The organism is Streptomyces sp. NPDC022552, from assembly GCF_055561875.1.
Genome location: NZ_JBVHGJ010000002.1, coordinates 303,571 through 326,126, shown reverse-complemented (window position 1 = coordinate 326,126; position 22,556 = coordinate 303,571). Strand labels below are relative to the sequence as shown.

17 protein-coding genes are annotated in these 22,556 nt (G+C 73.6%); 9 read left to right on the top strand and 8 right to left on the bottom strand.

The window, feature by feature from the left end; genetic code table 11:
• The first annotated feature begins 4 nt into the window (after positions 1 to 4).
• Positions 5 to 1,243 (top strand): pyroglutamyl-peptidase I, encoded by a 1,239-nt coding sequence (locus ACZ3OF_RS06320; protein WP_467303795.1) that lies wholly within the window; start codon positions 5 to 7, stop codon positions 1,241 to 1,243.
• An 89-nt stretch (positions 1,244 to 1,332) separates the two neighbouring features.
• Complete coding sequence (locus ACZ3OF_RS06315; protein ID WP_467303151.1) at positions 1,333 to 2,049, top strand: carbon-nitrogen hydrolase family protein; 717 nt, start codon at positions 1,333 to 1,335, stop codon at positions 2,047 to 2,049.
• A gap of 27 nt (positions 2,050 to 2,076) precedes the next feature.
• On the opposite strand, the gene ACZ3OF_RS06310 is transcribed toward ACZ3OF_RS06315, so the two are convergent.
• The 3 genes from ACZ3OF_RS06310 to ACZ3OF_RS06300 form a co-directional block, all read right to left on the bottom strand.
• On the bottom strand, positions 2,077 to 2,883 hold the full coding sequence (locus tag ACZ3OF_RS06310) for an EI24 domain-containing protein (RefSeq protein ID WP_361674804.1): 807 nt from the start codon (positions 2,881 to 2,883) through the stop codon (positions 2,077 to 2,079).
• Between the two features lie 95 nt (positions 2,884 to 2,978).
• Complete coding sequence (locus ACZ3OF_RS06305; RefSeq protein ID WP_467303149.1) at positions 2,979 to 3,401, bottom strand: organic hydroperoxide resistance protein; 423 nt, start codon at positions 3,399 to 3,401, stop codon at positions 2,979 to 2,981.
• Between the two features lie 63 nt (positions 3,402 to 3,464).
• Positions 3,465 to 4,484, bottom strand: a complete 1,020-nt coding sequence (locus tag ACZ3OF_RS06300; protein ID WP_467303147.1) for an NADP-dependent oxidoreductase — start codon at positions 4,482 to 4,484, stop codon at positions 3,465 to 3,467.
• Positions 4,485 to 4,581: 97 nt separating this feature from the next.
• On the opposite strand from ACZ3OF_RS06300, the gene ACZ3OF_RS06295 reads away from it, so the two are divergent.
• Positions 4,582 to 5,016 carry a MarR family winged helix-turn-helix transcriptional regulator gene (locus tag ACZ3OF_RS06295; RefSeq protein ID WP_361674801.1) on the top strand — a complete coding sequence of 145 codons (435 nt, stop codon included), beginning with the start codon at positions 4,582 to 4,584 and terminating at the stop codon, positions 5,014 to 5,016.
• A gap of 15 nt (positions 5,017 to 5,031) precedes the next feature.
• Here the strand turns inward: ACZ3OF_RS06295 and ACZ3OF_RS06290 are convergent, their stop codons facing one another.
• On the bottom strand, positions 5,032 to 5,898 hold the full coding sequence (locus ACZ3OF_RS06290) for an SCO2400 family protein (RefSeq protein WP_361674799.1): 867 nt from the start codon (positions 5,896 to 5,898) through the stop codon (positions 5,032 to 5,034).
• A 122-nt stretch (positions 5,899 to 6,020) separates the two neighbouring features.
• Between ACZ3OF_RS06290 and ACZ3OF_RS06285 the strand changes: the two genes are divergently transcribed.
• The 6 genes from ACZ3OF_RS06285 (at position 6,021) to ACZ3OF_RS06260 (ending at position 13,552) form a co-directional block, all read left to right on the top strand.
• Entirely contained in the window at positions 6,021 to 6,572 is a 552-nt protein-coding gene (locus ACZ3OF_RS06285) for a hypothetical protein (protein WP_361674797.1), read from the top strand.
• Between the two features lie 177 nt (positions 6,573 to 6,749).
• Positions 6,750 to 7,793, top strand: a complete 1,044-nt coding sequence (locus ACZ3OF_RS06280) for a rod shape-determining protein (RefSeq protein ID WP_361674795.1) — start codon at positions 6,750 to 6,752, stop codon at positions 7,791 to 7,793.
• A gap of 36 nt (positions 7,794 to 7,829) precedes the next feature.
• A complete protein-coding gene (locus tag ACZ3OF_RS06275) occupies positions 7,830 to 9,383 on the top strand; it encodes a sensor histidine kinase (protein ID WP_467303143.1) in 1,554 nt (517 codons plus the stop codon).
• Between the two features lie 132 nt (positions 9,384 to 9,515).
• Positions 9,516 to 10,703, top strand: a complete 1,188-nt coding sequence (locus tag ACZ3OF_RS06270; RefSeq protein ID WP_361675178.1) for an MFS transporter — start codon at positions 9,516 to 9,518, stop codon at positions 10,701 to 10,703.
• A 49-nt stretch (positions 10,704 to 10,752) separates the two neighbouring features.
• Complete coding sequence (locus ACZ3OF_RS06265; RefSeq protein WP_467303141.1) at positions 10,753 to 12,204, top strand: acyl-CoA synthetase; 1,452 nt, start codon at positions 10,753 to 10,755, stop codon at positions 12,202 to 12,204.
• Positions 12,197 to 13,552: a carboxyl transferase domain-containing protein gene (locus ACZ3OF_RS06260; RefSeq protein ID WP_361674789.1), complete on the top strand. Its 1,356-nt coding sequence runs from the start codon at positions 12,197 to 12,199 to the stop codon at positions 13,550 to 13,552. Before ACZ3OF_RS06265 ends, ACZ3OF_RS06260 begins: the two co-directional genes overlap by 8 nt.
• A gap of 72 nt (positions 13,553 to 13,624) precedes the next feature.
• Here ACZ3OF_RS06260 and ACZ3OF_RS06255 read toward each other — a convergent pair whose 3' ends face one another.
• The 4 genes from ACZ3OF_RS06255 to ACZ3OF_RS06240 all read right to left on the bottom strand — a co-directional run bounded on the left by ACZ3OF_RS06255 (position 13,625) and on the right by ACZ3OF_RS06240 (position 22,543).
• The gene (locus ACZ3OF_RS06255; protein ID WP_467303138.1) at positions 13,625 to 17,293 is read right to left on the bottom strand and encodes a S8 family serine peptidase; all 3,669 of its coding nucleotides are present in this window, start codon (positions 17,291 to 17,293) and stop codon (positions 13,625 to 13,627) included.
• A 124-nt stretch (positions 17,294 to 17,417) separates the two neighbouring features.
• Entirely contained in the window at positions 17,418 to 18,674 is a 1,257-nt protein-coding gene (locus tag ACZ3OF_RS06250) for an MFS transporter (protein WP_467303136.1), read from the bottom strand.
• Positions 18,671 to 19,117: a GNAT family N-acetyltransferase gene (locus tag ACZ3OF_RS06245; protein WP_467303135.1), complete on the bottom strand. Its 447-nt coding sequence runs from the start codon at positions 19,115 to 19,117 to the stop codon at positions 18,671 to 18,673. The genes ACZ3OF_RS06250 and ACZ3OF_RS06245 overlap by 4 nt, the downstream gene beginning before the upstream one ends.
• A gap of 123 nt (positions 19,118 to 19,240) precedes the next feature.
• The gene (locus tag ACZ3OF_RS06240; protein WP_467303134.1) at positions 19,241 to 22,543 is read right to left on the bottom strand and encodes an AfsR/SARP family transcriptional regulator; all 3,303 of its coding nucleotides are present in this window, start codon (positions 22,541 to 22,543) and stop codon (positions 19,241 to 19,243) included.
• Positions 22,544 to 22,556 lie beyond the last annotated feature (13 nt).

Here is a 22,556-nt window from a genome sequence, read left to right as displayed (position 1 = left end):
TGTGCTGTCCCGGATACGCCATGCCTCGCTCGGCCTCGCCCTGATCACCGCCACGCTGGTCGCGGCGACTCCACCCGCCGCGGCCGGCGACGTGGGCACTCTCGCCGGCACGGTGGAGGAGGCCCGGCTCGACCGGGCCGCGCCCCAGGAGATCCTGCGGCGGGGCGGATTCGGCTCCGTGGCACCGGAGTTCGGCCGCGCCCTCGGGGGCGCGGAGTCGTACCGGGAGGCCGAGCGCGCGGTCGTACGGCACGGGGAGCGGCTCTGGCGGGACGCGGTCGACCGGGCGCAGGGGCGTCTCGTACGCGGTGATCTGAGCCGGGACGACGACCGTCCGCTGTACTGGGCACGGCTGACGATGACCCGCGAACTGCGTTCCTGGAGCCCGGAGTTCACGCTCTCCCCGGAGGGCAGGGCCCGGCTGCTCGACCGGCTGGAGCGCTCGTCGCGCGGCCAGGACTCGATCCGCTTCCCCCTCGGCAAGGGCGTGAAGCGGATCCTGATGACCGGCTTCGACCCGTTCACGCTCGACCGGGACGCCCGGATCTCCAACCCCTCCGGGGCCACCGCCCTCGCCCTGGACGGTACCTGGATCCGTACGGCGGACGGCAGCCCGGCCCGGATCGAGACGGCCGTCTTCCCCGTCCGCTGGCAGGACTTCGCCGACGGCACGGTCGAGCGGACGCTGCGCGGGCAGTTGCCCCAGGTGGACCTCTTCACCACGGTCAGCCAGGGCCGGGTCGGCCGCTTCGACATCGAGCGGTTCAACGGGGCCTGGAGGGGCGGGTTCCCCGACAACGAGAACCTCTCGCGCACGGAGACCGTCCCGGTCGCCGACCCGGCCACGCAGCCCCAGTGGACGGCGACGACCCTGCCGTACGCCTCGATCGTCGCGGCGGACACCGGACGCTTCCCGGTCCGGGACAACACGGCGGTGACCGAGATCCCGGCGGGCGGGACCGGGCCCGTGGTCCGCGCGGACGGTCCGACGCCGGGCTCGACGGCCCGCGCGGGCGGTGGCGGGGACTACCTCTCCAACGAGATCGCCTACCGCGCGACCCTGCTGCGCGACCGGCTCGGCCTGCGGGAGCTGCCGGGCGGTCACGTCCACACGCCGGTTCTGCAGTTCGGCGCGGAGAACGCGGATCCGGCCACGGGTGCGGTCACGGACCCCGAGTTCGTACGCAATCGGCTGGACATCATCGACCAGGTACGGGCGATCATCGCGGTGGCGGCTTCCTGACACCTGTCCCCCGGGCCCGCCGGCCCCGGCCGGGCGGGCCCGGCCCGGGGGGTTTCCCGGCGGGCCGGGCGGGCTGGATGATGGGGGCCATGATCGTCGCAGCAGCGCAGTTCGCCCCGGTCGCCGGGGACATCGACGCCAACGTCCGTACGACGGCCGACCTGATCCGACGGGCCGGCGCGGAGGGCGCGCGGGTCGTCGTCCTCCCCGAGCTGGCCCTCACCGGCTACGAGCCGACCCTGATCCACAAGACCCCCGCCACGCATCTCACCGAGGACGACGGGCGGCTCGATCCGATACGGGAGGCTTGTCGAGCGTCCGGCGCGGCGGCCGTCGTGAACGGGCCGGTGCTCACGGCCGAGGGCCTGCCGCCGGGCATCACCTCGCTCGTCCTCGGCCCGGACGGCGGTCTCCTCACCCGCTACGACAAGACCCATCTGCACGGCTTCGAGAACGAGGTCTTCACCGCGGGTACGACCGACGGCCGCTTCACGCTCGACGGCACCCGCTTCGCGCTCGCCACCTGCTACGACAACCGCTTCCCCGAGCTCGCGGAGCGGGCGGCGGCCGACGGCTGCACGGTCTATCTGGCGAGCTCGGTGCTCTCGGTCGGCAACGACTCGTTCGAGACGGTCTATCCGGCACGGGCCAGGGACTTCGGGCTGTACGTGGCGATGGCCAACGTCTTCGGCGAGAGCGAGGAGGGCACGTGCGAGGGCCACAGCGGTGTCTGGGGCCCGGACGGCGAGCTGATCGCCGACGCGGGACCCGGCCGTGAGGGCTTCGCCCTCGCCGAGGTGGGCTGAGGCACCGCCGGACCGGAGCTCCCGGGGTTACGCGCCCGGGTGGTACGGGTGCGGGCCGCCCGTCGGTACGGGAGCGGGCTGCTTGCGGTCCGTGTGCGCCTCGCCCGTCAGGTCGCGGGCCATCAGCGTCGCGCCCGCGACCGCGCCCGGCATCAGGAACACCGCGACCAACGGGACCACGAACGACAGGGCCAGCGGGACGCCGAAGCCCAGCGTGAGCATCCTGCGGCCGCGGAGCATGCCGAGGCGCTCCTTCAGCTCGACGCCGCGGCGCTGGAGGGCGACGGACGTCAGCTCCTGGGCGAGGAAGAAGCCGGAGACGCAGAAGCCCACGACCGGGACGACCGTCTGGCCGACGACGGGGATGAAGCCGCAGGCGAAGAGCAGGATGCCGTACAGCGCGACCCGCAGCAGGACGCGCAGGCTGTCGCGGGCCGAGATCCACAGCTCGCGCCAGAGCGGCAGGCCGGACTCGGGGACATCGCCGCCCTCGGCGCGGTCGACCTGCTCGGAGAGCGACTCGTAGAACGGCTGGCCGACCAGCAGGGTCACCGCGGTGAAGGTGATGACGGCGAGGAAGAGCCCGAGGGCGAAGACGAGGCCGGTGAGGAAGCCCCGGAAGATCCCCTGCCAGGGGGAGGTCCAGTCGTCGGCGAACGGCGTCGCCCAGGCGGTCAGGTCGTCGGCGCCGTAGCCGAGGCCGATGATCGCGCCGATGTACAGCAGGAGGGTCACGAGCCCGGGCAGCAGCCCGAAACCGAACCACCGGCCGTGCCGGCCCACCCACTTCTGCCCCTGTACCAGATAACCGAACCCGGCCCCGAAATCACGCATGTCGATCACCCTATCGGGCGCCCCGCACGGGCCGGGACGCAGAAGACCGCACCCCGGTCGGTCGGGGTGCGGTCCTCTTCAGCCTACGCGCAAAATCAGACGGCCAGCTCGACCGTGATGTTCCCGCGGGTCGCCTTGGAGTACGGGCAGACCTGGTGGGCCTTCTCGATCAGGCTCTTCGCCGTCTCGACGTCCACGTTCGGAATGGACGCCGAGATCTTGACGATGAGGCCGAAACCGTCGTCGTTCTTGCCTATGCCGACCTCGGCGGTGACCGTCGAGCCCGAGATGTCGGCGTTCTCGTTGCGGGCGACGACGCCCAGCGCGCCCTGGAAGCACGCGCTGTACCCGGCGGCGAAGAGCTGCTCGGGGTTGGTGCCCGCGCCGGAGCCGCCCATGGCCTTCGGCGGGTTCACGACGACATCGAGCTGACCGTCGTCGGTGGCCACGCGGCCGTCCCGGCCGTTCTCGGCGGTGGCGACGGCGGTGTACAGGACGTCAGACTGCTGGATCGACATCTGGGTCTTCCTTCTGCTGGTTCGCCGCGACTCGCGCCCACGATCGCGACGGCTGAGGGAAGACTAACGGGTCAGCGAAACGATCATCTTTCCGGTGTTCTCGCCGCGGAGCAGCCCGAGGAAGGCGTCCGCGCCGTTCTCGATGCCCTCGACGAAGGTCTCGCCGTACTTCAGCTCGCCGGAGCGCAGCCAGCCGCCGACCTCCTGCACGAACTGCTGCTGCATGTCGTAGTGGTCGCCCACGAGGACGCCCTGGAGGCGCAGCCGCTTGCCGATGATCATGGCCATGTTGCGCGGTCCGGGCACCGGCTCGGTGTCGTTGTACTGCGCGATCATGCCGCAGATGGTGGCGCGGCCGTGCACGTTGAGCGAGGAGATCGCGGCTTCGAGGTGGTCGCCGCCGACGTTGTCGAAGTAGACGTCGATGCCGTCCGGGGCGGCCTCGCGCAGCTGGTCCTTGACCGGGCCGTTCTTGTAGTTGAACGCGGCGTCGAAGCCGTACTCCTCGACGAGCAGCTTGACCTTCTCGTCGGAGCCGGCGGAGCCGATGACCCGGGAGGCACCCTTGAGCTTCGCCATCTGGCCGACCTGGCTGCCGACGGCGCCGGCCGCGCCGGAGACGAAGACCGCGTCGCCCTCCTTGAAGGAGGCGACCTCGAAGAGACCCGCGTAGGCCGTCAGGCCCGTCATGCCGAGGACGCCGAGGTACGTGGAGAGGGGGGCGAGGTCGGGGTCGACCTTGGTGGCGTGCTGGGCGGGCACGTCGGCGTACTCGCGCCAGCCGAGGCCGTGCAGGACGTGGTCGCCGACGGCGAAGCCCTCCGCGTTCGACGCGACGACCTCGCCGACCGCGCCGCCGTCCATGGGGTGGTCCAGCTTGAACGGCGGGATGTACGACTTCACGTCGTTCATCCGGCCCCGCATGTACGGGTCGACGGAGAAGTGCAGGTTCTTGACCAGGATCCGGCCCTCGGCGGGCGCGGTGACGGGGGTCTCACGGAGCGCGAAGTCCGCGGGGGTCGGCCAGCCGTGCGGACGGGCGACGAGGTGCCACTCACGGTTGGACGCGGGAAGAACGGACATCAGCACTGCCTCCTGGAACAGAAAATTACTTCACTACCTGAAACAACCATGCGCCTGGATATTTCATGTTGTCAAGTATCTGGGTACGATGAACCCCATGGCCACCTCACGCACAGACCCCCTGACCCTCGAAGTCGTCGAGCTGATCGGCGCGGTCGTGGCGCGGTACCACCAGGAGTACGAGCAGGCGGCCTCGGAGCACTCGCTCACCGGCGCCCAGGCCCGCGTCCTCGGACTCCTCTCCCTGGAGCCGGTCCCGATGCGGAAGATCGCCCAGAAGCTCCAGTGCGAGCCGTCGAACGTCACCGGGATCGTCGACCGCCTCGAATCGCGCGGCCTTGTGGAGAGGCGCCCCGACCCGGCCGACCGTCGCGTCAAGCTGGCCGCGCCGACCCCGGAGGGCCTGGACACGGCTCGTCGGCTCGGGGAGTCGCTGGACTTCGCGCGCGAGCCGCTGGGGCAGCTCACGGACGTCGAGCGGACGCTGCTGCGGGATCTGCTGAAGCGGATGCTGGGCGTGGACGTGCTCTAGAGCGACTCCGGTCGCCTAGCAGAAGATCCAGAGCCAGCAGCTCGGGCTGGGCGTGGGTGCCGGGGTGGTCGGTGCCGGCGGTTCGCCGGGCGGTGTCGCGGTCGGGCTGCCGCCACCCGAGGCGGTCGGCGTGGGGCCGCTCGCCGACGCCGACGGCGAACCGGTCGGCGGGGCGCTCGTCGGGCCGCCCTGGCCGCCGTCCGAGCCCTGCGGGCCCGCGCCCCCGCTCCCGCTCTCGCTCCCGGAGCCGCTCCCGCTCCCACCGGAGCCCGACCCACCGGAGCCGGCAGCCGACCCACCGGACCCGCCACCGGGTATGCCCGTGTGGCCGGGCGCGGGTGTGTCGGTGTCCCGGGGCGCGGCGGACTTCGTGACCTCGACCGGAGTCGTACCGCCCGTCGGCGGGACGGTCGCCGAGGGCACCGGCGGCAGGGAGGTCTCGACGACCTCCTCCTCCTGTACGGCGGTGGCGGCGCCGCCCTCGTCCGGGGGCTCCAGCGCCAGCTTGGCCATGCTCAGCGCGCCCGCCGCGAGGGCGAGGCCGAGGGTGCCCACCAGGACGTTGCGCCCCTTCCGGCTGCGGGCCCGCCGGCTGCGGCGGGCACCCGCACGGCCGGGCGCCGCGCCGCGACGGGCGGCACGACCGCCAGGAGCGGCGGCCGCGCGCGGCGGCTCCAGCGGGTCCAGTTCGTAGACGTGCTCGGCCCGCTCCTCGCGCTCCACACGCGCACCGTGCTCGACGTACTCGACACGCTCGACCGCGACCGCGCGGGGCGCGGCCGTCTGCGGGGTCTCGTACCGCAGCTCCTCGACGGGGGTCCCGCATCCGGCACAGGCAAGTGCGCCGTTGAGGTGCCGTCGGCACTGGTGGCAGTAGTCCATGGCTGCCGCAGAGTATGTGTCGACGGGACACCAGAGGTAGGCGGGAACGTGAGGATCCTGTGAGGAAACCCCAGGTGGGCGGCGTGTCGTCGTGAATCTCCCGCTTCGGGCAGGATGGGCTCATGACACCGTCCGAGCCTTTCGGGCCCCGCGAGTTCCAGCTCGTCCTGCTGCGCCGCATGGCCGACCACCAGCCGGATCTGGTCGAGGACGCGCTCCGGGAGCTGGGGGCGACCAGGGCCGAGTCGCGTGAGGCGAACCGCCGCTGGCAGGCATGGGCGCACGGCCGCGGAGGGCGCGGGGAGTCGGCCCGCTACCGGTCCGTCCTGGGCGAGCCCGTGGCGCGGCGCGCGGTACCGAGGTCGGCGGCGGAGCTGCTGGAGTGGGAGCTTCCGCTCTGGCCGGAGCTGCGGTGGCAGGTGATCGTGGGAGAGCGGGCGGCGGTCTGGGGCAGCGGCCTGGTCCGCGCGCCGGGCGCCCCGGTGCCCGAGCTGCGCGGCGAGTCCGACCTGCGGCCCTGGGGCTGCACCCTCGCCGAGGTCGGCAACGCCTTCCCCCCGGCTCGGGCACGCGAAGGCAGCGCCCCGACGCGTCTCCGGCTGGACTTCACGCTCCCGGACGGCACCCCCCGCGCGGCGGAATTCACCTGGGGCCTCTTCCAACGTCTCCTCTGACCCGAGCCCGCCACCGCGACGTGCACGCGCCCCGCTGAGCCGCCGTCAGGCGGAGGTGCACCCCCGGGCGGCTCAGCCCAGCGCGCGCCGGGGGTGCGGGGGTCGCACGATGCGAACAAGGGCGCCCGAGCGCTCATGCCTCGCTCCGTGCCAGCACCGCACTCCGGAGGATCTGCCGTGACCGTCAGCCTTGAGCAGCTGCGCCGTTGCCATGTCGCCGTCGACCTGGGGGCCGCCCGGACCCGGGTCTTCGTGAAGGGCGCCGGGCTCGTCGTCGACGAGCCCAGTGTCGCCGCCGTGAACACCCGTACCGGCGCCCTCATCGCCGTCGGCGCCCTCGCCGAGAAGATGACCGGCCGCACCCCCGACTACATCCGCGTCGTGCGGCCCGTCTCCGGCGGCACCGTCGTCGACATCGAGATGGCCCAGCGGATGCTCCGTCACCTCCTCGGCGAGAAGCTCCGCCGCCAGCTGCGCCGCAAGCCCCGGCTGCGCGCCGCCGCCAGCACCCCGCACGACAGCGACCCGCTCGCCCAGCGCGCCACCGTGGAGACCCTCGTCGGGCTCGGCGCCCGGCGGGTCGAGCTGGTCGACACCCTGATCGCGGCCGCCGTGGGCTGCGGACTTCCCGTCGAGCAGCCCACCGCGACCATGATCATGGTCTGCGGCGCGGCGACGACCCAGGTCGCCGTGCTCTCCCTCGGCTCCATCGTGACCGCCGAGCGGATCCCCGTCGGCGGCGACGCCATCGACCACGCCGTCATCCAGCACCTGCGCCACCAGCACGAGCTGATGCTGCCCAGCCAGTCCGTCCGCCCCCTGCAACTCGCCCTCAGCGGCAACGGCCTGACCCTCCAGGGCCCGAGCTACACCGAGATCCACGGCCGCGACGTGGCCACCGGCCTCGCCCGCTCGGTCACCGTCGACACCGCCGCCGTACGGCAGGCGATCCACACCCCGCTGACCGCCGTCCTCGACGGCATCGGCAAGATCCTGCGCGACTGCCCGCCCGACCTCGTCGCCGACCTCGCCGAGCGCGGCGTCATGATGGTGGGCGGCAGCGCGCTGCTCCCCGGCCTCGACCAGATGCTGCGCGAGGCGACCGGCATGCCCGTGGCCATCGCCGAACGCCCCGACGTGTGCGCGATCCTCGGGCTCGGCGCGATGCTGGAGGGCAAGATCCAGCCGATGGTCCTCGACCCGCTGGCCGACACCCACTGACCGTCACGATCGGCCGGTCTGCCCGACAATGGTCCCATGTCACTCAAGGCCCAGGACGACGAACCGGCCCCCCGTCTGCCCCTCCTCCTCCAGGCGGTCCTGAGTGTCGGCACCGATCTCGAACTGCGGGCCACGCTCCAGCACATCGTGGACTCCGCGATCGAACTGATCGGCGCGCGCTACGGAGCGCTCGGGGTCGTCGACCCCGAGCGCGGCCGGCTCACCGAGCTGTTCACCGCCGGGATGACGGCGGCCGAGCGGCAGCGGATCCCCCGGCTTCCCGACGGCCACAGCGGGCTCCTCGGCGTGCTCATCCAGGACCCCCAGCCGCTGCGGCTGGACGATCTGACGGCGGATCCGCGCTCCGGCGGGATGCCCGAGGGGCATCCTGAGATGCACTCCTTCCTCGGCGTCCCCATCCGCGTCCACACCGAGGTCTTCGGCAACCTCTACCTCACCGAGAAGCACGGCGGCCCGTTCACCGACGAGGACCTGGCCATGCTGCGCGTCCTCGCCTCGCAGGCCGGCATCGCCATCGGCAACGCCCGGCTGTACGAGACCGTCCGGCAGCGCGAGCGCTGGATCGAGGGAGCGGCGGCGGTGACGACGGCTCTGCTCACCGGGGAGCCGGCGGCGGACGCGCTGATGGCGGTCGCCGAGCGGGCGCGGCTGCTCGCCGACGCCTCGGCCGGCGTCGTCCTCCAGCCCACCGAGGAGGGCGGGATGGAGATCGTGGCGGCGTCGACGGTGGACGACCCGGGCGACCTGGTCGGCACGACGATCGCGCCGGGGTCGCCGGTCCTGGAGCAACTGCTCGGCGGGGAGCCGGTGTTCCTCGACGACTCGGCGACCGATCCTCGGATGACGACGCACGTACGGTCGCGGTTCGGGCCGTCGATGATGCTGCCGCTGCAGAGCGGGGGCCGTCTCATCGGCACCCTCGCCCTCCCCCGGCGGCGCGGCGGACGCCCTTACACGGCGGTGGAGCGGCTGCTCGCCTCGCAGTTCGCCTCCCAGGCGGCGCTCGCGCTGGTCCTGGCGGACGCGCAGCACGACAGGGAGCAGCTCGCGGTGTACGAGGACCGCGACCGGATCGCCCGTGACCTGCACGATCTCGTGGTCCAGCGGCTCTTCGCGACCGAGATGATGCTGGAGTCGACCCGCCGGCGCGCGGCCGCCGGCGCGAGCCCCGAAGAGGCGGGGGCCGACCCCGAGGAGAGCGCCCTGCTCGCGCGGGCCGTGGACGAGCTGGACTCCACGATCCAGGAGGTGCGGACGGCCATCTTCGCCCTCCAGCAGCCGCCCGCAAACGCGCCGACGACGTTCCGGGGGCGGGTCCTGCGCGAGACGGGCGGGGCCTCCGTGCTGCTCGGCTTCCAGCCCTCGGTGCACTTCTCCGGCGCGGTCGACACGCTCGTCGAGCCCGCCGACGCCGACCGGCTCCTCTCGGCCCTGCGCGGCGCGCTGGCGGCCGCCCACCGCAGGCCGGGCGTCACGGCGATCAGTGTCGAGGTGGCGGCGGCCCCGGAGGGCCCCCGCCTGGTGGTGAGGGACGACGGCCGCCCGCCGACGACCGTCGCCTGGCCGTAACGGAAGCCGTCCGGGGCCCCGGACGCGCCCCCGTACGGCCCAATCCGGCGCGCCCCGCCCGTCTCCGCGAACTTGACTGATCACGTGGACACCCTCGAGAGACCCTCCGGCACCGCCTACCGGAACCTGGTCATGGCCACGATCGGATTCACCCTCACGTTCTGGGCGTGGAACCTGATCGCGCCGCTGGCCGGTGACTACGGAGACCGGCTGAACCTCAGCTCGTTCCAGCAGTCGCTGCTCGTCGCCGTCCCGGTCCTGGTGGGCTCGCTGGGCCGGATCCCGGCCGGTGCGCTCACCGACCGCTACGGCGCCAAGGTGATGTTCCCCCTGGTGTCGGCGCTCACGATCGTGCCCGTCCTGCTGCTGATCCCGGCGAGGGACTCGTACGGCGCGATGCTCGCGGTCGGTTTCCTCCTCGGTCTCGGCGGCACGACCTTCGCCATCGGCATCCCGCTGGTCAACTCGTGGTTCCCGCCCGCCAAGAGGGGCCTTGCGCTGGGCGTCTTCGGCATGGGCATGGGCGGTGTGGCGCTCTCGGGGTACTTCACGCCGCGCATCGCCGAGCACGGCGCCAACCTGCCGTTCGTCGTCGTCGCGATCGCCCTCGCCGCGTACGCCGTCCTCGCCGTGTTCCTGATCGCCGACCGCCCCGGCCGGCCGGTCCCCACGGCCTCCCTCGGCTCCCGGCTGGGCAAGGCGGCCCGGCTGCGGGTGACATGGGAGCTGTCGGCGCTGTACGCGATCGGCTTCGGCGGCATCGTCGCGTTCGGGGTGTACCTGCCGACGTATCTGAAGACCTGGTACGAGCTCGACCCGACCGACGCCGGCACCAAGGCCGCCGGTTTCGCCCTCGTCACCGTCGTCTTCCGGCCGATCGGCGGCTGGTTCTCGGACCGGATCCACCCGGCGCTCGTCACCGCCGCCGCGCTCGGCCTCGCCGCCCTCTTCGCCATCGTCCAGGCCTTCGACCCGCCGCTCGACCCGGGCGGCACGATCGCCCTGCTCTGCATGGCCGCCGGGCTGGGCACGGCGAGCGGATCGGTCTTCGCGCTGGTCTCCCAGGTCACCCCGCAGCCGCAGGTCGGCAGCGTCACCGGCATCGTCGGCGCGATGGGCGGACTCGGCGGGTTCGTGCCGCCGCTGGTGATGGGCGCGATCTACAGCGCCAAGGACTCCTATTCGATCGGCTTCATGCTCCTGTCCGACCTGGCGCTCGCGGGCTGCGTGTACGCGTACGGGCGGATGCGGACGATCCGGCCGGCCGAGGACGGCGGCGGCTCCCCTGAGGTGAGCAAGGTCGCAGCGCGCCGCCCCTGAGCGAGGGGAAGAATGCCTCTCGCATCCCGCTACGCGAGGAGGACGACCGTTGAGCGCGCTCTTCCCGGCCCTGGTGGCCGGCTCGGACCAACCCGCACTGCGCTTCGGCGCGGACGCCCTGACGTACCAGGAACTGGCCGGGGCCGCCGGGGCTTTGGCCGCGCGGATCGAGGGCGCGGGACGGGTCGCCGTCTGGGCCACGCCGACCGCCGGGACGGCCGTAGGCGTGGTGGCCGCGCTGCTGGCCGGCGTACCGGCGATCCCGCTCAACCCGCGCACCGGGGAGCGGGAGCTGGCGCACATCCTCGGCGACAGCGCCCCGGGGGTGGTCCTCGCGGGCCCGGAGGACGTTCTGCCGGCGGGACTCGCGGCGCTGCCCCGGATCGACGTCGACGTGCGGGAGCGGGGGCCGGCGTACGGGGAGCCGGTGGACGCCGAGTCGCCCGCCCTGATCGTCTACACCTCCGGCACCACGGGCCCGCCCAAGGGTGTCGTGCTCTCCCACCGCGCCGTCGCCGCCTCCCTCGACGCGCTGGAGGAGGCCTGGGCGTGGACCTCGGACGACGTGCTCGTGCACGCGCTGCCGCTGTTCCACGTCCACGGGCTGATCCTGGGGGTCCTCGGCCCGCTGCGGCGCGGCGGATCGGTTCGCCACCTCGGCACGTTCTCCGTCGAGGGCGTCGCGCGGGAGCTGGGCGCGGGCGGCGGCACGATGCTGTTCGGCGTACCGACGATGTACCACCGGATCGCGGACGCGCTCGGTGACGATCCGGCGCTGGTACGGGCGTTGGCCGCGGCGCGGCTGCTGGTCTCGGGCTCGGCGGCGCTGCCGGTCCACGACCACGAGCGGATCACGGCGGCGACGGGCCGGACGGTGATCGAGCGGTACGGCATGACCGAGACGCTCATGAACACCTCCGTCCCCGTGGGCTCCCGCCCGCGCCCCGGGTCCGTCGGGCTCCCCCTCCGGGGCGTGGAGCTGCGGCTCGTGGAGGAGGACGGCACGGAGATCGGGGCGTACGACGGGGAGAGCGTCGGCGAGATCCAGGTCAAGGGGCCGAACCTGTTCACCGCGTATCTGAACCGGCCGGACGCGACGGCGGCCGCCTTCGAGGGGGACTGGTTCCGCACGGGCGACATGGCGGTCCGTGAACCCGACGGGTACGTACGGATCGTGGGCCGCAAGGCCACGGACCTGATCAAGAGCGGCGGATACAAGATAGGCGCCGGCGAGATAGAGAACGCGCTCCTGGACCATCCGGCGGTGCGGGAGGCCGCGGTGACCGGTGCTGCGGACCCGGATCTCGGGGAGCGGATCGTGGCCTGGGTGGTGCCGGCCGACGCGGAGAAGCCGCCGACGGCCGACGAACTGGCGGACCATGTCGCCGGGCTCCTCGCGCCGCACAAGCGCCCGCGCACGGTCCACTTCCTCCGGGCGCTGCCCCGCAACGACATGGGCAAGCTCCTGAAGAAGGCCCTCCCGGGGGCCCTCGATGGCTGAGCGCCTCAAGGCCCGCGAGGTGATCGCGCTGGTCACCGACGACTTCACCCCGCTACGGACCCCGGCCCCGCCGACGCCACCGCCGGCCGACGGTCCGATCGGCTGGTCCGGGTACGACGCCGCACGCGCGCGTGCGGCCGCCGGGACCGGCGAGGAGGAGTCCGTGCTGCACGGGCGTGCGACGGTCGACGGGCGCCGGGTGGTCCTGGTCGCCTTCGAGTTCGGCTTCCTCGGCGGCTCGCTCGGGCAGGCGGCCGGCGATCGGCTCGTCGCCGCGTACCGCGCGGCCATGGAGGCGCGGGTCCCGCTGGTGTCGCTGGTGGCGACGGGCGGCAGCCGGATGCAGGAGGGCATGATCGCCCTGGCCCAGCTCCAGCGCGTGGCGGAGGCGACGGTTCGGCTGCGGGGCGCCGGCGTCCCCCATGTCACGGTGTTGCGCGACCCGTCCACCGGCGGCGGCTGGGCGACCGTCGGTGCGGGCGCCGACGTGGTCCTCGCCCTCCCCTCCGCCCAGGTGGCGTTCGCCGGCTCCCGGGTCCGCCCGCGGGACGCCGACCCGGCCGCGTACACGGCGGAGAGCCAGTGGGAGTACGGGCATGTGGACGCGCTCGTCGCCCCGGAGGAGCTGCGGACGATGCTCTCCCTGTGGCTGCGTCTGCTGACGGTCCCCGAGGACGGCTCCCCGGCTCCCCTCCCGGCTCCCCCGCCCCGCGCGCTCACCGAGGCCGCGCCGCCCGGCAGCGGCTGGGAGGCCGTCGTACGGGCCCGGTCGTCCGGCCGCCCCCGCGCCGGGGCCTATCTGGACGCCTACTTCACCGCCCGGGCGACCGTCCGCGGCGACCGGGCGGGCGGGGTGGACCCCGGGGTGGAGTGCGGCTTCGGCCTCCACGAGGGACGGACCGTCGCGTACGCCGCGCAGGACGGGTCGGCGACGCGGCCCTCGGGCTTCCGGACCGTCGCCCGGCTGGTCCGGCTCGCGGACCGGCTCGGGATCCCCGTGCTGACGCTGATCGACACCCCGGGCGCCGCCAACGACGCCGAGGCCGAACGGGCCGGGGCGGGGCCGGCCATCGCGGACGCGTTCACCGCGGTCGCCGAGGCGCGGGTGCCGGTGACCTCGCTCCTGGTCGGCGAGGGCGGTTCGGGCGGAGCCCTGGCGCTTGCCGCGCGGGACAACACCTGGGCCACGCCCGACGGTTACTTCTCGGTCATCGCCCCCGAACTCGCCTCGGCCATCCTCAAGAGGCCCGACGACCAGGCCCCGGCCACCGCCGACCAGCTCCGGCTGCGGCCCCAGGACCTGGTGGACCTGGGGATCGTGCGCGGGGTCGTGACGCGCGGCGACTGACGGCCGGACGACGGAAGTCCCGGTACGGCAGTACGCCGCGCCGGGACTCCCCCGTCTCCAGGACTCCTGGGGCTACTTCACCCCGACCGCCCGGATGATCTCCTGCTCGACCGAGCCGCCCCGGTCGTCGGACGCGCCCGCCCGGAAGGAGATGAACTGCGCGTGGTCCGGCACCCGCAGCTCACCGGTCCAGGCCGCTCCGCGCGAGGAAGGACGCAGGGTGACCTTCTGCCAGGTCGTGCCGTCGTCGTACGAGACGTCCAGCGTGCCGCCACCGAGCTTGCCGGTGCCGGTCGCGCCCTCCACGTACTCGGCGAAGATCCCGACGGGCACCCGGCTTCCGCCGCGCACATCGCCCTTGAGGTCGGTGTCGACGTCGAAGCCGAGGTTGATCAGCGGCAGGTACACGGTGGTGTCGGCCGCGGGCTCCTTGGAGCGGAAGGTCCACTCGGAGTGGCCCTTGGTCGAGAGCCGCCAGCGCGCCGGGTCCATCGTGGTGTCGGTGACGACCTTGTAGGTCGCCTCCTCGGACGGGGCGTCCCAGGCGTAGGCGCCCGAGCTCATCTTCCGGTCGACCCGCGTTCCGTTGACGTAGACCTCGGTGAACTGGGTCTGCGAGTCGTCGCTCCACACGTTGCCGAAGCCGGTGTGGTCGGGGCCGGAGTCGCCCCAGCCGGGGGTGTTGAACCGCAGCTGGTTGCCGGACCGCTCCTGGCCCCAGCCGAGGCCGGTGCCGAGCCAGGGGTGCCAGACGGGCTCGAACCAGGCGAGGCTCTGGCTGCTGCCGCCCCGGTAGGAGTTGATGCCCCCGCGCTGCTCCAGGGAGTCGGCGAGGTCGACCGACTCGTGCCAGCCCTGGCCGGTACCGGTGGAGACGTACTCGGTGCGCTCGGTCGGGAAGGCGATGTACTCCTTGAAACCGAAGCCGACCGGGAAGGTGTCTGTGATCGAGTAGCGGAACTCGCCGCCCAGCTCCTTCCTGCCCGTGGGCATGTGGAACACGGAGCGGATGGTGGCCAGTTCGTCCCGGTCGGGCCGGAAGACGAGGTCCTTGCCGATCGCTCCGGGGTGCCCCTCGGAGAGGTCGTAGGTGTACGGGGTGAAGCGGGTGCCGGTCAGGTCGATGCGCTTGCCGCGCGCGGCCGCCTCCGAAAGCCGTGCGGCGTCCGCGGAGTTGACCGTGGAGACGGCGAGCGGCCGGTCCTCGTACTCGGCGGTGCCGAACCAGGACATCAGCCGGCCGGGCTGGTCGTCCGTGACGAACAGAGCCTTGGCGCCCGCGTCCTGCGCGTTCTGGGCGATCTCCGTGTTCGGGATCGCGCCGGCCCGGACGAGGACGGCCTTGCCCGTGACGTTCTTGCCCGCGTACGCGGCGGCCGTGCCGGTGCCGGCGTCGACGACACCGAGCCTGTGCCGCCCTTCGAGCACCGTGGTACCGGCCTGCGGGGTGGCGTCGGACAGCCGGTCGCCGTCGACGCTCGCCTCGACGACCGGCTTGCCCAGGCGCCACACCGTCCGGTACTCGAACGTGCCGTTGGCGGGCTTGCGGGTGGGCGCGGCGAAGACGGAGTCGTACTTCGGCGGCACCTGGACCGCGCCGCCGTAGGAGGCGCCGTGGGCGTCCCGGTCGAACTCCATGAGCAGCTGACGGGTCTCCGTCCGCTTCTCGACCTCGGCCCGGATCTCACGGAGCTGACGCCCGTCGAGGGTGATCTCGCGGTCGCGGTCGAGGACGATCTCGGGGTCGGTGAGGAAGCCGAGACCGAGGGAGTCCTTGCCCTTGGAGCCGCGGACGTCGAGGAAGGTGTCGATGGTGTACGTGTCGGGCTTCAGCCGGAGCTCGAGGGTGCCCGAGTCGCCGACGGCCACCGGGAACGGGTCGTGCCGCCCCTCGGCGAGCTGCTTGACGACGACGGTGGCGGGGCTGGGGGCGCCGTCACGGTCCTTGACGTGGATCGTGAGGTTGTAGCGCTCCTCCTCCTTCACCAGGCCGAGCGCGGTGTGCGCGACGGGGGTACCGGCGGCCGAGGCGACGATCCGGCCGGAGGCGTTGCCGACCGGGGCCTTCGTGCCGTCGCCGGTGACCGTGGTCTGCGCGATGCCGTGGGCCGGGACGGTGAGCGTGGTGTCGGCGAGGGTCGCGACACCCGCGGGCATCCCCTCGACCGCGAGGTCCAGCTCCACCGCGGAGTCGGAGTGGTTGGTGTACGTGACGGTCTTCGTGACCGGCTTGTTCTCCTCGTACGGCCAGGCGAAGAAGCCCAGGTCGGCGGAGCCGGTGGCGGTGACGTCCGCGGCGATCGCGGCGGCCACGTCGACCCGGCCGGCGCCGAGCGCGTAGGCGGAGTCGGTGAGCGGCTTCGACGAGGACATCAGGGCGTTCTTGAGCTGCGCGCCGGTCCAGTCGGGGTGCTTCTCGGCGAGCAGCGCTGCGACACCGGCGACGTGCGGGGTCGCCATCGACGTACCGCTCATCGTGGTGTAGAGCCCGGTGCCGGAGGCCAGTTGGGAGCGGGCGGCGAGGATGTCCACGCCGGGCGCCGAGAGGTCGGGCTTGAGGGCCTGGTCGCCGAAGCGGGGTCCCTGGCTGGTGAAGTAGGCGGCCTGGTCGGCGGAGTCGACGGCGCCGATGGTGAGCGCGGAGTCGGCGGCGCCGGGCGAGCCGATGGTGCCGGGGGCGCCGCTGTTTCCGGCGGCGATGACGAAGAGGGCGCCCGTCTCGGCGCTCAGGCTGTTCACGGCCTGTGCCATCGGGTCGGTGCCGTCGCTGCCCTCGCGCGAACCGAGGCTCATCGAGACGACCTTCGCGTCGATGTCCTTGGCGGCCCACTCCATGCCGGCGATGATCTGCGACTCGGTGCCGGAGCCCTCGTCGCTGAGGACCTTGCCGACGGCGAGGGTCGCGCCCGGCGCGACGCCCTTCTCCTTGCCCTCCGAACCGGCGCCGCTGCCACCGACGGTGGAGGCGACGTGGGTGCCGTGGCCGTCGCGGTCGGCGACCTCCTGGCCCTCGATGAAGGACTTGGACTCGGCGACACGGCCGGCCAGGTCGGGGTGGCCGAGGTCGGCGCCGGTGTCGAGGACGGCGACCTTCACGCCCTTGCCGGTGAGCCCGGCCTCCCACGCCTTCGGGGTGCCTATCTGGGCGTTGGACTCGGCCATGGCGGCCTCGACCCTGCCGTCCAGCCAGACCTTGCCGCCCGCGGAGCGGGAGGTGGGCGAGGTGAACGACCGCCAGAACGCGGCCGGGTCGGTCGCCTCCACCGCGGCGCCGCCGATGCTGGGCAGGGCGCGTACGGTCTCGGTGCCGCGCGGCGCGGCGGCGCGCGCGCCCCTGCCGTGGGTGACGATCAGCGGCAGTTCGTCGGTGACGCCCTGCTCGATGAGGCCGCTGACGTCGAAGAGCCGGCGGTCGAGGACGCCCGAGTCCAGGTAGGGGCGGGCCTCGTCGGGGACGACGGTGACCCGGCCGTCGGAGATCTCGCTGCGTACGGCTCCGGTGGCGCCCTCGGCCCGGTCGACGGTGACGGTCTTCCTGCCGCCGCCCAGTTCGGTGACGGTGACCCGGTCTCCCGTGATGAGCGTGACGGTGGCGCTCTGCGCGGCGGAGCCCTTGAAGGTGTCGGGTACGGCGGGAGTGGCGGCTCCCCCGGCAGCGGCGGTCTGCCCTGCCGTGAGCAGCACCAGCGAGATGCCGACGGCGAGCAGCCCGGCCCTTCCTCCTGCGGAAGGTCTGATCATCGACGCGCTCCTCGGCACCCGGGGGAAGGGGTGGTTCCGGGCGCCGCGAGGAGTCTGTTCCGGTCGGAGGCCGTTGAATACCGTACGGCCTGGCGGCTATGCGCCGTGGCGGCGAACCGCCAGCTCAGACCGTGGGACGACGTGCGTCGTAACGGCGGAATTCCCGCCCGTACAGGGCGAGTACACCGATGGCGAGCACACAGGCGATTCCGCCTCCGGTGACGGCGACGGCCGGCGAGGTCAGATCGGCGACCGAACCGGCGAGGAAGTCGCCGAGCCGAGGGCCGCCCGCGACGACGACGATGAAGACGCCCTGGAGCCGGCCCCGCATCTCGTCCGGCGCCGCGACCTGCATCATCGTGTTGCGGAAGATCATGGAGACGGTGTCGGAGTAGCCGGCGAGGGCGAGCAGGAGGAGCCCGAGCCAGAGGTTGCGGGTGAGGCCGAAGACGGCGATCGCGGTGCCCCAGCAGGCGACGGCGAGCAGGATCGCCTGTCCGTGGTGGTGGATGCGCCCCTGCCAGCCGCTGAGGACCCCGCCGAGGAGCGCTCCGGCGGCCGGGGCGGCGGCGAGGAGTCCGGTGGTGGTGGCGTCGCCGTCGTACCAGAGGACGGCGACGACGGGGAACAGGGCGCGGGGGTGGGCGAGGATCATCGCGCAGAAGTCCGAGAAGAACGTCATGCGCAGATTGGGCCGGGTGGCGAGGAAGCGCAGCCCGTCGAGGACCGACGCCCTCTTGGTACCGGTCCGTTCGGGGAGCATCGAGGGCAGGCGCCACATCGCGTAGAGGGCGGCGGAGAAGGCGAAGGCGTCGATGAGGTACGCGGTCTGGAAGCCGCCGACGCCGACGAGGAGGCCGCCGAGGCTCGGGCCGACGAGCGTGCCGAACGTCATCGTCATCGAGTTGAGCGCGTTGGCGGCGCGCAGCTGCTCGGCCGGCAGCAGGCGCGGGATCATCGACGTCCGGGCGGGCGAGTTGAGCGCGGCGCAGACGGACTGCAGGGCCACGATCGCGTACAGGAACCAGACCTGGTGGAAGCCGGCGAACGCGGCCGTGGCGAGGGCGACGGAGAGCACGGCGGAGCCGGTGGCGCTGGCGAGCCCGAGCTTGCGGCGGTCGACGGTGTCGGCGATGGCACCGCCGTAGAGGCCGAAGACGATCAGCGGGACCAGGGAGCACAGCCCGACGAGCCCGACGGAGAACGGCGAGCGGGTGATCTCGTACACCTGGAGCGAGACCGCGAGCGCGGTCATGCCCTGGCCGACCCAGGAGACGGTGTTGCCGAACCAGAGGCGGCGGTAGTGCGCGGAGGTACGGAGCGGGGTGAGGTCGGCGAAGACGCGGCGGTCGGGCCGTTCGGTCTTCTCGGTGGCGCTCACGCGACGTCGTACCGGAGCTCGGGCCTGGCCCAGTGGATGTGCCCGGTGGGCTCGACGGTCCCGGTGCGGCGGGCTCCCGTACGCAGGTAGAAGTCCTCGGCGGGCGGATGCGCGACGACCCGTACGGAGGTGAGCCCGGCGGCACGGGCCTGCGCGGTCATGTGCTCCATCAGGAGCCGGCCTATGCCGCGCCCCTGCGCCTCGTCGGCGACGAAGGCGAGGTCGAGCTCGGCCTCGTCGAGGAGGAGGGCGTAGAACCCGAGAACGCGGTCGTGCTCGTCGACGGCGACGAAGACGGGGTGGTGCTCGATGTAGCTCCCTCCGACGGTGTAGCCGTCGACCATCGATGCGTAGTCCCCGCGATAGGCGGCGGACTTCCGCACGAGCCGGCTGAGCCGACGGGAGTCGTCGGCGGTGGCCCGCCGAAGCGTGAGGGAGGACATGGGGTCGAGTATAGGGACGCGGGGAGGGTGGGCTCCTTACAATTTCCCGCCGCCCCGCCCGCCCCGTTGTGGCGCGGCCGTCCCGCAGGGCGACGGGCGATCACGAGCCACGAGCGCGGCGCCCTACGGGGCCGGTGCACCCAGGACCCGCACCTCCCGCACGGCCGCCTCCGCGGACAACCCGGCCCCCCGGGCCAGCCCCGCTTCGAAGGGGGCCTCGCTCAGCAGGGCCCGGGCCGAAGAAGCCACCCGCTCCACGTCCCTCCGCTCCGCCGGAGGCAACGGCGCGCCCGTCGAGGCCCGCAGGGCCGACGCCGCGCCCAACAGCACCGCCGCGCCTTCACCGCGCCCGGCCAGGGCATGCGCGCCGGCGAGCCCCTCCAGCGCCAGCGCCACCGCCCGCGGATCCCCCGTCGTCAGCGCCGTCGCGTACCCCTCCTCCTGGAGTGCCAGCGCCCCCTCCGCGTCGCCGCGCAGCTCGGCCGCGAAGCCCAGCTCGGCGAGGATCAGCGCGTTGGCTCCGTCGAGCCCGACCAGCCGGTGCCAGTCGAGGACCTCCCGGAGGTGCTCCTCGGCCTCCTCCAGGAGACCCTCGCGGCGGGCGCCGAGGCCGAGGCCGAGGACCGCGTTGACCTCGCCCGCCCGGAAGCCGACCTCGACGGCCTTCTCCCTGCCGGCCTGGTGGTACGCACGGGCCTGCGCCAGATCGCCCATGAGCAGCGCGGTCCGGCCGAGGCCCGACAGCAGGTCGGGCACGTCGGTGGTCAGTCCGAAGCTCTGGGCCGCGTCCAGGGCGGCGCGCTTGAGCCGGGCGGCCCGCTCGTACTCGCCGCGGATCTCCGCCACCGTGGCCAGCGGGTAGACGGACCAGAGCCCTCCGCACGTGTCGCCGAGCCGCGCGAACAGCTCGGCGCCCGAGGTGGCGTCGGCCTCCGCTCCGGCCAGGTCCCCTCTGAGGAGCCGCTGGACGGACCGGTCCGCGAACGCCGCGGCCTCACCCCACCGGTCGCCGACTTCCCGGAACCCTTCGAGTGCCTCCCCGGTGAGCTCCTCGCCCTCGCTCTGCCCTCCGGTGCCGCACAGCGCGTGGGCCAGGAACCACCGCGGCCAGGGGTCGGGCGTCCCACCGGGCGTCGCCGCGTCGTACGCCGCGAGGGCCCCCTCGATCCGCTGCCGCCGGTCGGTCCCGTCGCCGCTCATGACCGCGAGGCCGGTCCGCCAGACCTCGACCCTGGCGCGCAGCAGGGTGTCACCGCCGGCCGTCCCGAGGGCCGCGTTCACCGAACGGATCGCCTCGCCGAGCCGCCCGCCCCGGATCCAGTACCAGCCGAGCGCGTCCACGAGGCCCAGCGCTTCCCGCGCCAGGTCCTGCCGCACCGCCCGGTCCAGGGCCGCGCGCAGGTTCGCGCTCTCCGCGTCCAGGCGCGCCAGCCACGCGCGCTGCCCGGGCCCTCGCAGCTCGGGTTCGGCGGTGCGGGCGAGGCGCGTGTAGTAGGCGAGGTGCCGTTGTCGTACGGCCTCGGTCTCGCCGGCCTCCGCCATCCGCTCCAGGCTGTACGCCGCCACGGATTCGAGCAGCCGGTAGCGCGGCCCGTCCTTGCCGTCGACGGCGACGACGAGCGAGCGGTCCACCAGCCGTACGAGCAGGTCGAGTACGTCCCCGAGCGCGATCTCCTCGCCCCCGCAGACCCCTTCCGCCGCCTCCAGCGTGCAGCCCTCCGCGTGCACGGCGAGCCGGCGCAGGACCGTCCGTTCGGGCTCCGTCAGGAGCTCCCAGCTCCAGTCGATGACCCCGCGCAGCGTCTGCTGCCGGGCGGGCGCACCGCGCTGCCCGGCGCTGAGCAGCCGGAACCGGTCGTCGAGCCGTTCCAGCAGCCGGTGGACGCCGAGCGCGCGGACGCGGGTGGCGGCCAGTTCGAGGGCGAGCGGGATGCCGTCGAGGCGGCGGCAGACGGCCTCCACGGCCGCCCGGCCCGCTTCGTCGAGGACGAGTCCGGGGGCGGTCGCCGTCGCCCGGGCGGCGAAGAGCTCGGCCGCGCTGTCGGGTGTCAGCGGCGGAACGGCCCAGAGGGTCTCCCCGGCGAGCGCCAGGGGCTCCTGGCTCGTCGTCAGCACGACGAGTCCGGGCGCGGTGCGCAGCAGCAGTTCGGTCAGCCCGGCGGCCTCGTCGATCACGTGCTCGCAGTTGTCGAGGACGAGCAGCAGCCGCTTGCCGCGCAGGACCTCCGCGATCCGCTGGGCACCGTCTCTCGGGCCGTCCGGGAGGATGCCCCAGACGCCGTCGTCGCGCAGTTCCAGGGTGGCGGCCACGACCTCGGCCAGATCGCTCCGGGCTCCGGCGAGTTCGACGATCCAGACGCCGTCGGGGAAGTCCTCCCGCGCTCGCCGGGCCGTCTCCACCGCGAGCCGGGTCTTGCCGACGCCGCCGGGTCCGGTGAGCGTGACGAGCCGTCGCGTGGTGAGCAGGCCGCACACCTCCGCGACGGCGGCCTCCCGTCCGACGAGCCCGGAGAGCGGCACGGGAACGTTTCCCCGGACCTCGCCGACCTTGGGCGCGGATGGCGCGGCGGCCGAGGCCTCCACCCCCGGGCGTTGCCCCTCGGGCGCGGTGGAAGCCCCCGTACCGGACGACGCCCCCGCCGTCGGTCCCGCGGTCCCGGGCGCCGCCGCCACCGCGTCCAGCGCGGGGTCCTGGCGGAGGATCGACCTTTGCAGCGCGACCAGTTCGGGACTGGGGTCAAGGCCCAGGTCGTCGGCGAGGCGGGTGCGCAGGTCCTCGTACGCCGCCAGCGCCTCGCTCTGGCGGCCCGAGCGGTACAGGGCGCGCAGCTGCACGGCGCGCAGCCGCTCGCGCAGCGGATGCCGTTCGACGAGCTCGGCCAACTCCCCTGCCAGGAGCGCGTGTTCCCCGGCGGCGAGGCGGGCCTCGGCCGCCTCCTCCCGCACGACGAGCCGCTCCTCCTCCAGCCGGTTCACGGCGGCCCTGGCGAAGGGTTCGTCGGCGGCGTCGGCGAACGCCGGCCCGCGCCACAGCTCCAGGGCATCGGCGAAGAGCGCGGCACGCCGGGCCGGGTCGGGTACGGCCCGGGCCCGGGCGGCGAGCGCCGTGAACCGGTCGGCGTCCAAGGCGCCTTCCGGGAGCGCCAGTTGGTAGCCGGGAGCGCGGGAGAGGACGAGGTCCCGGCCGCCGGGCTCGGCCTCCTCCAGGACGCGGCGGAGCTGGGACACCTTGGCCTGGAGGGCGCGCAGAGGGTTGCCGGGCGGCTCCTCGCCCCACAGGTCGTCGACGAGCCGGTGGGTGGCGACGGGCCGGCCCGCGTCGACGAGCAGGGAGGCGAGCAGGACGCGCACCTTGAGCTCCGGGACCCGGACGAGCCGCCCGTCCTCGGTCCGTACGGCCGTCTCCCCCAGCACCCCGAATCGCATGGGGCCACCGTAA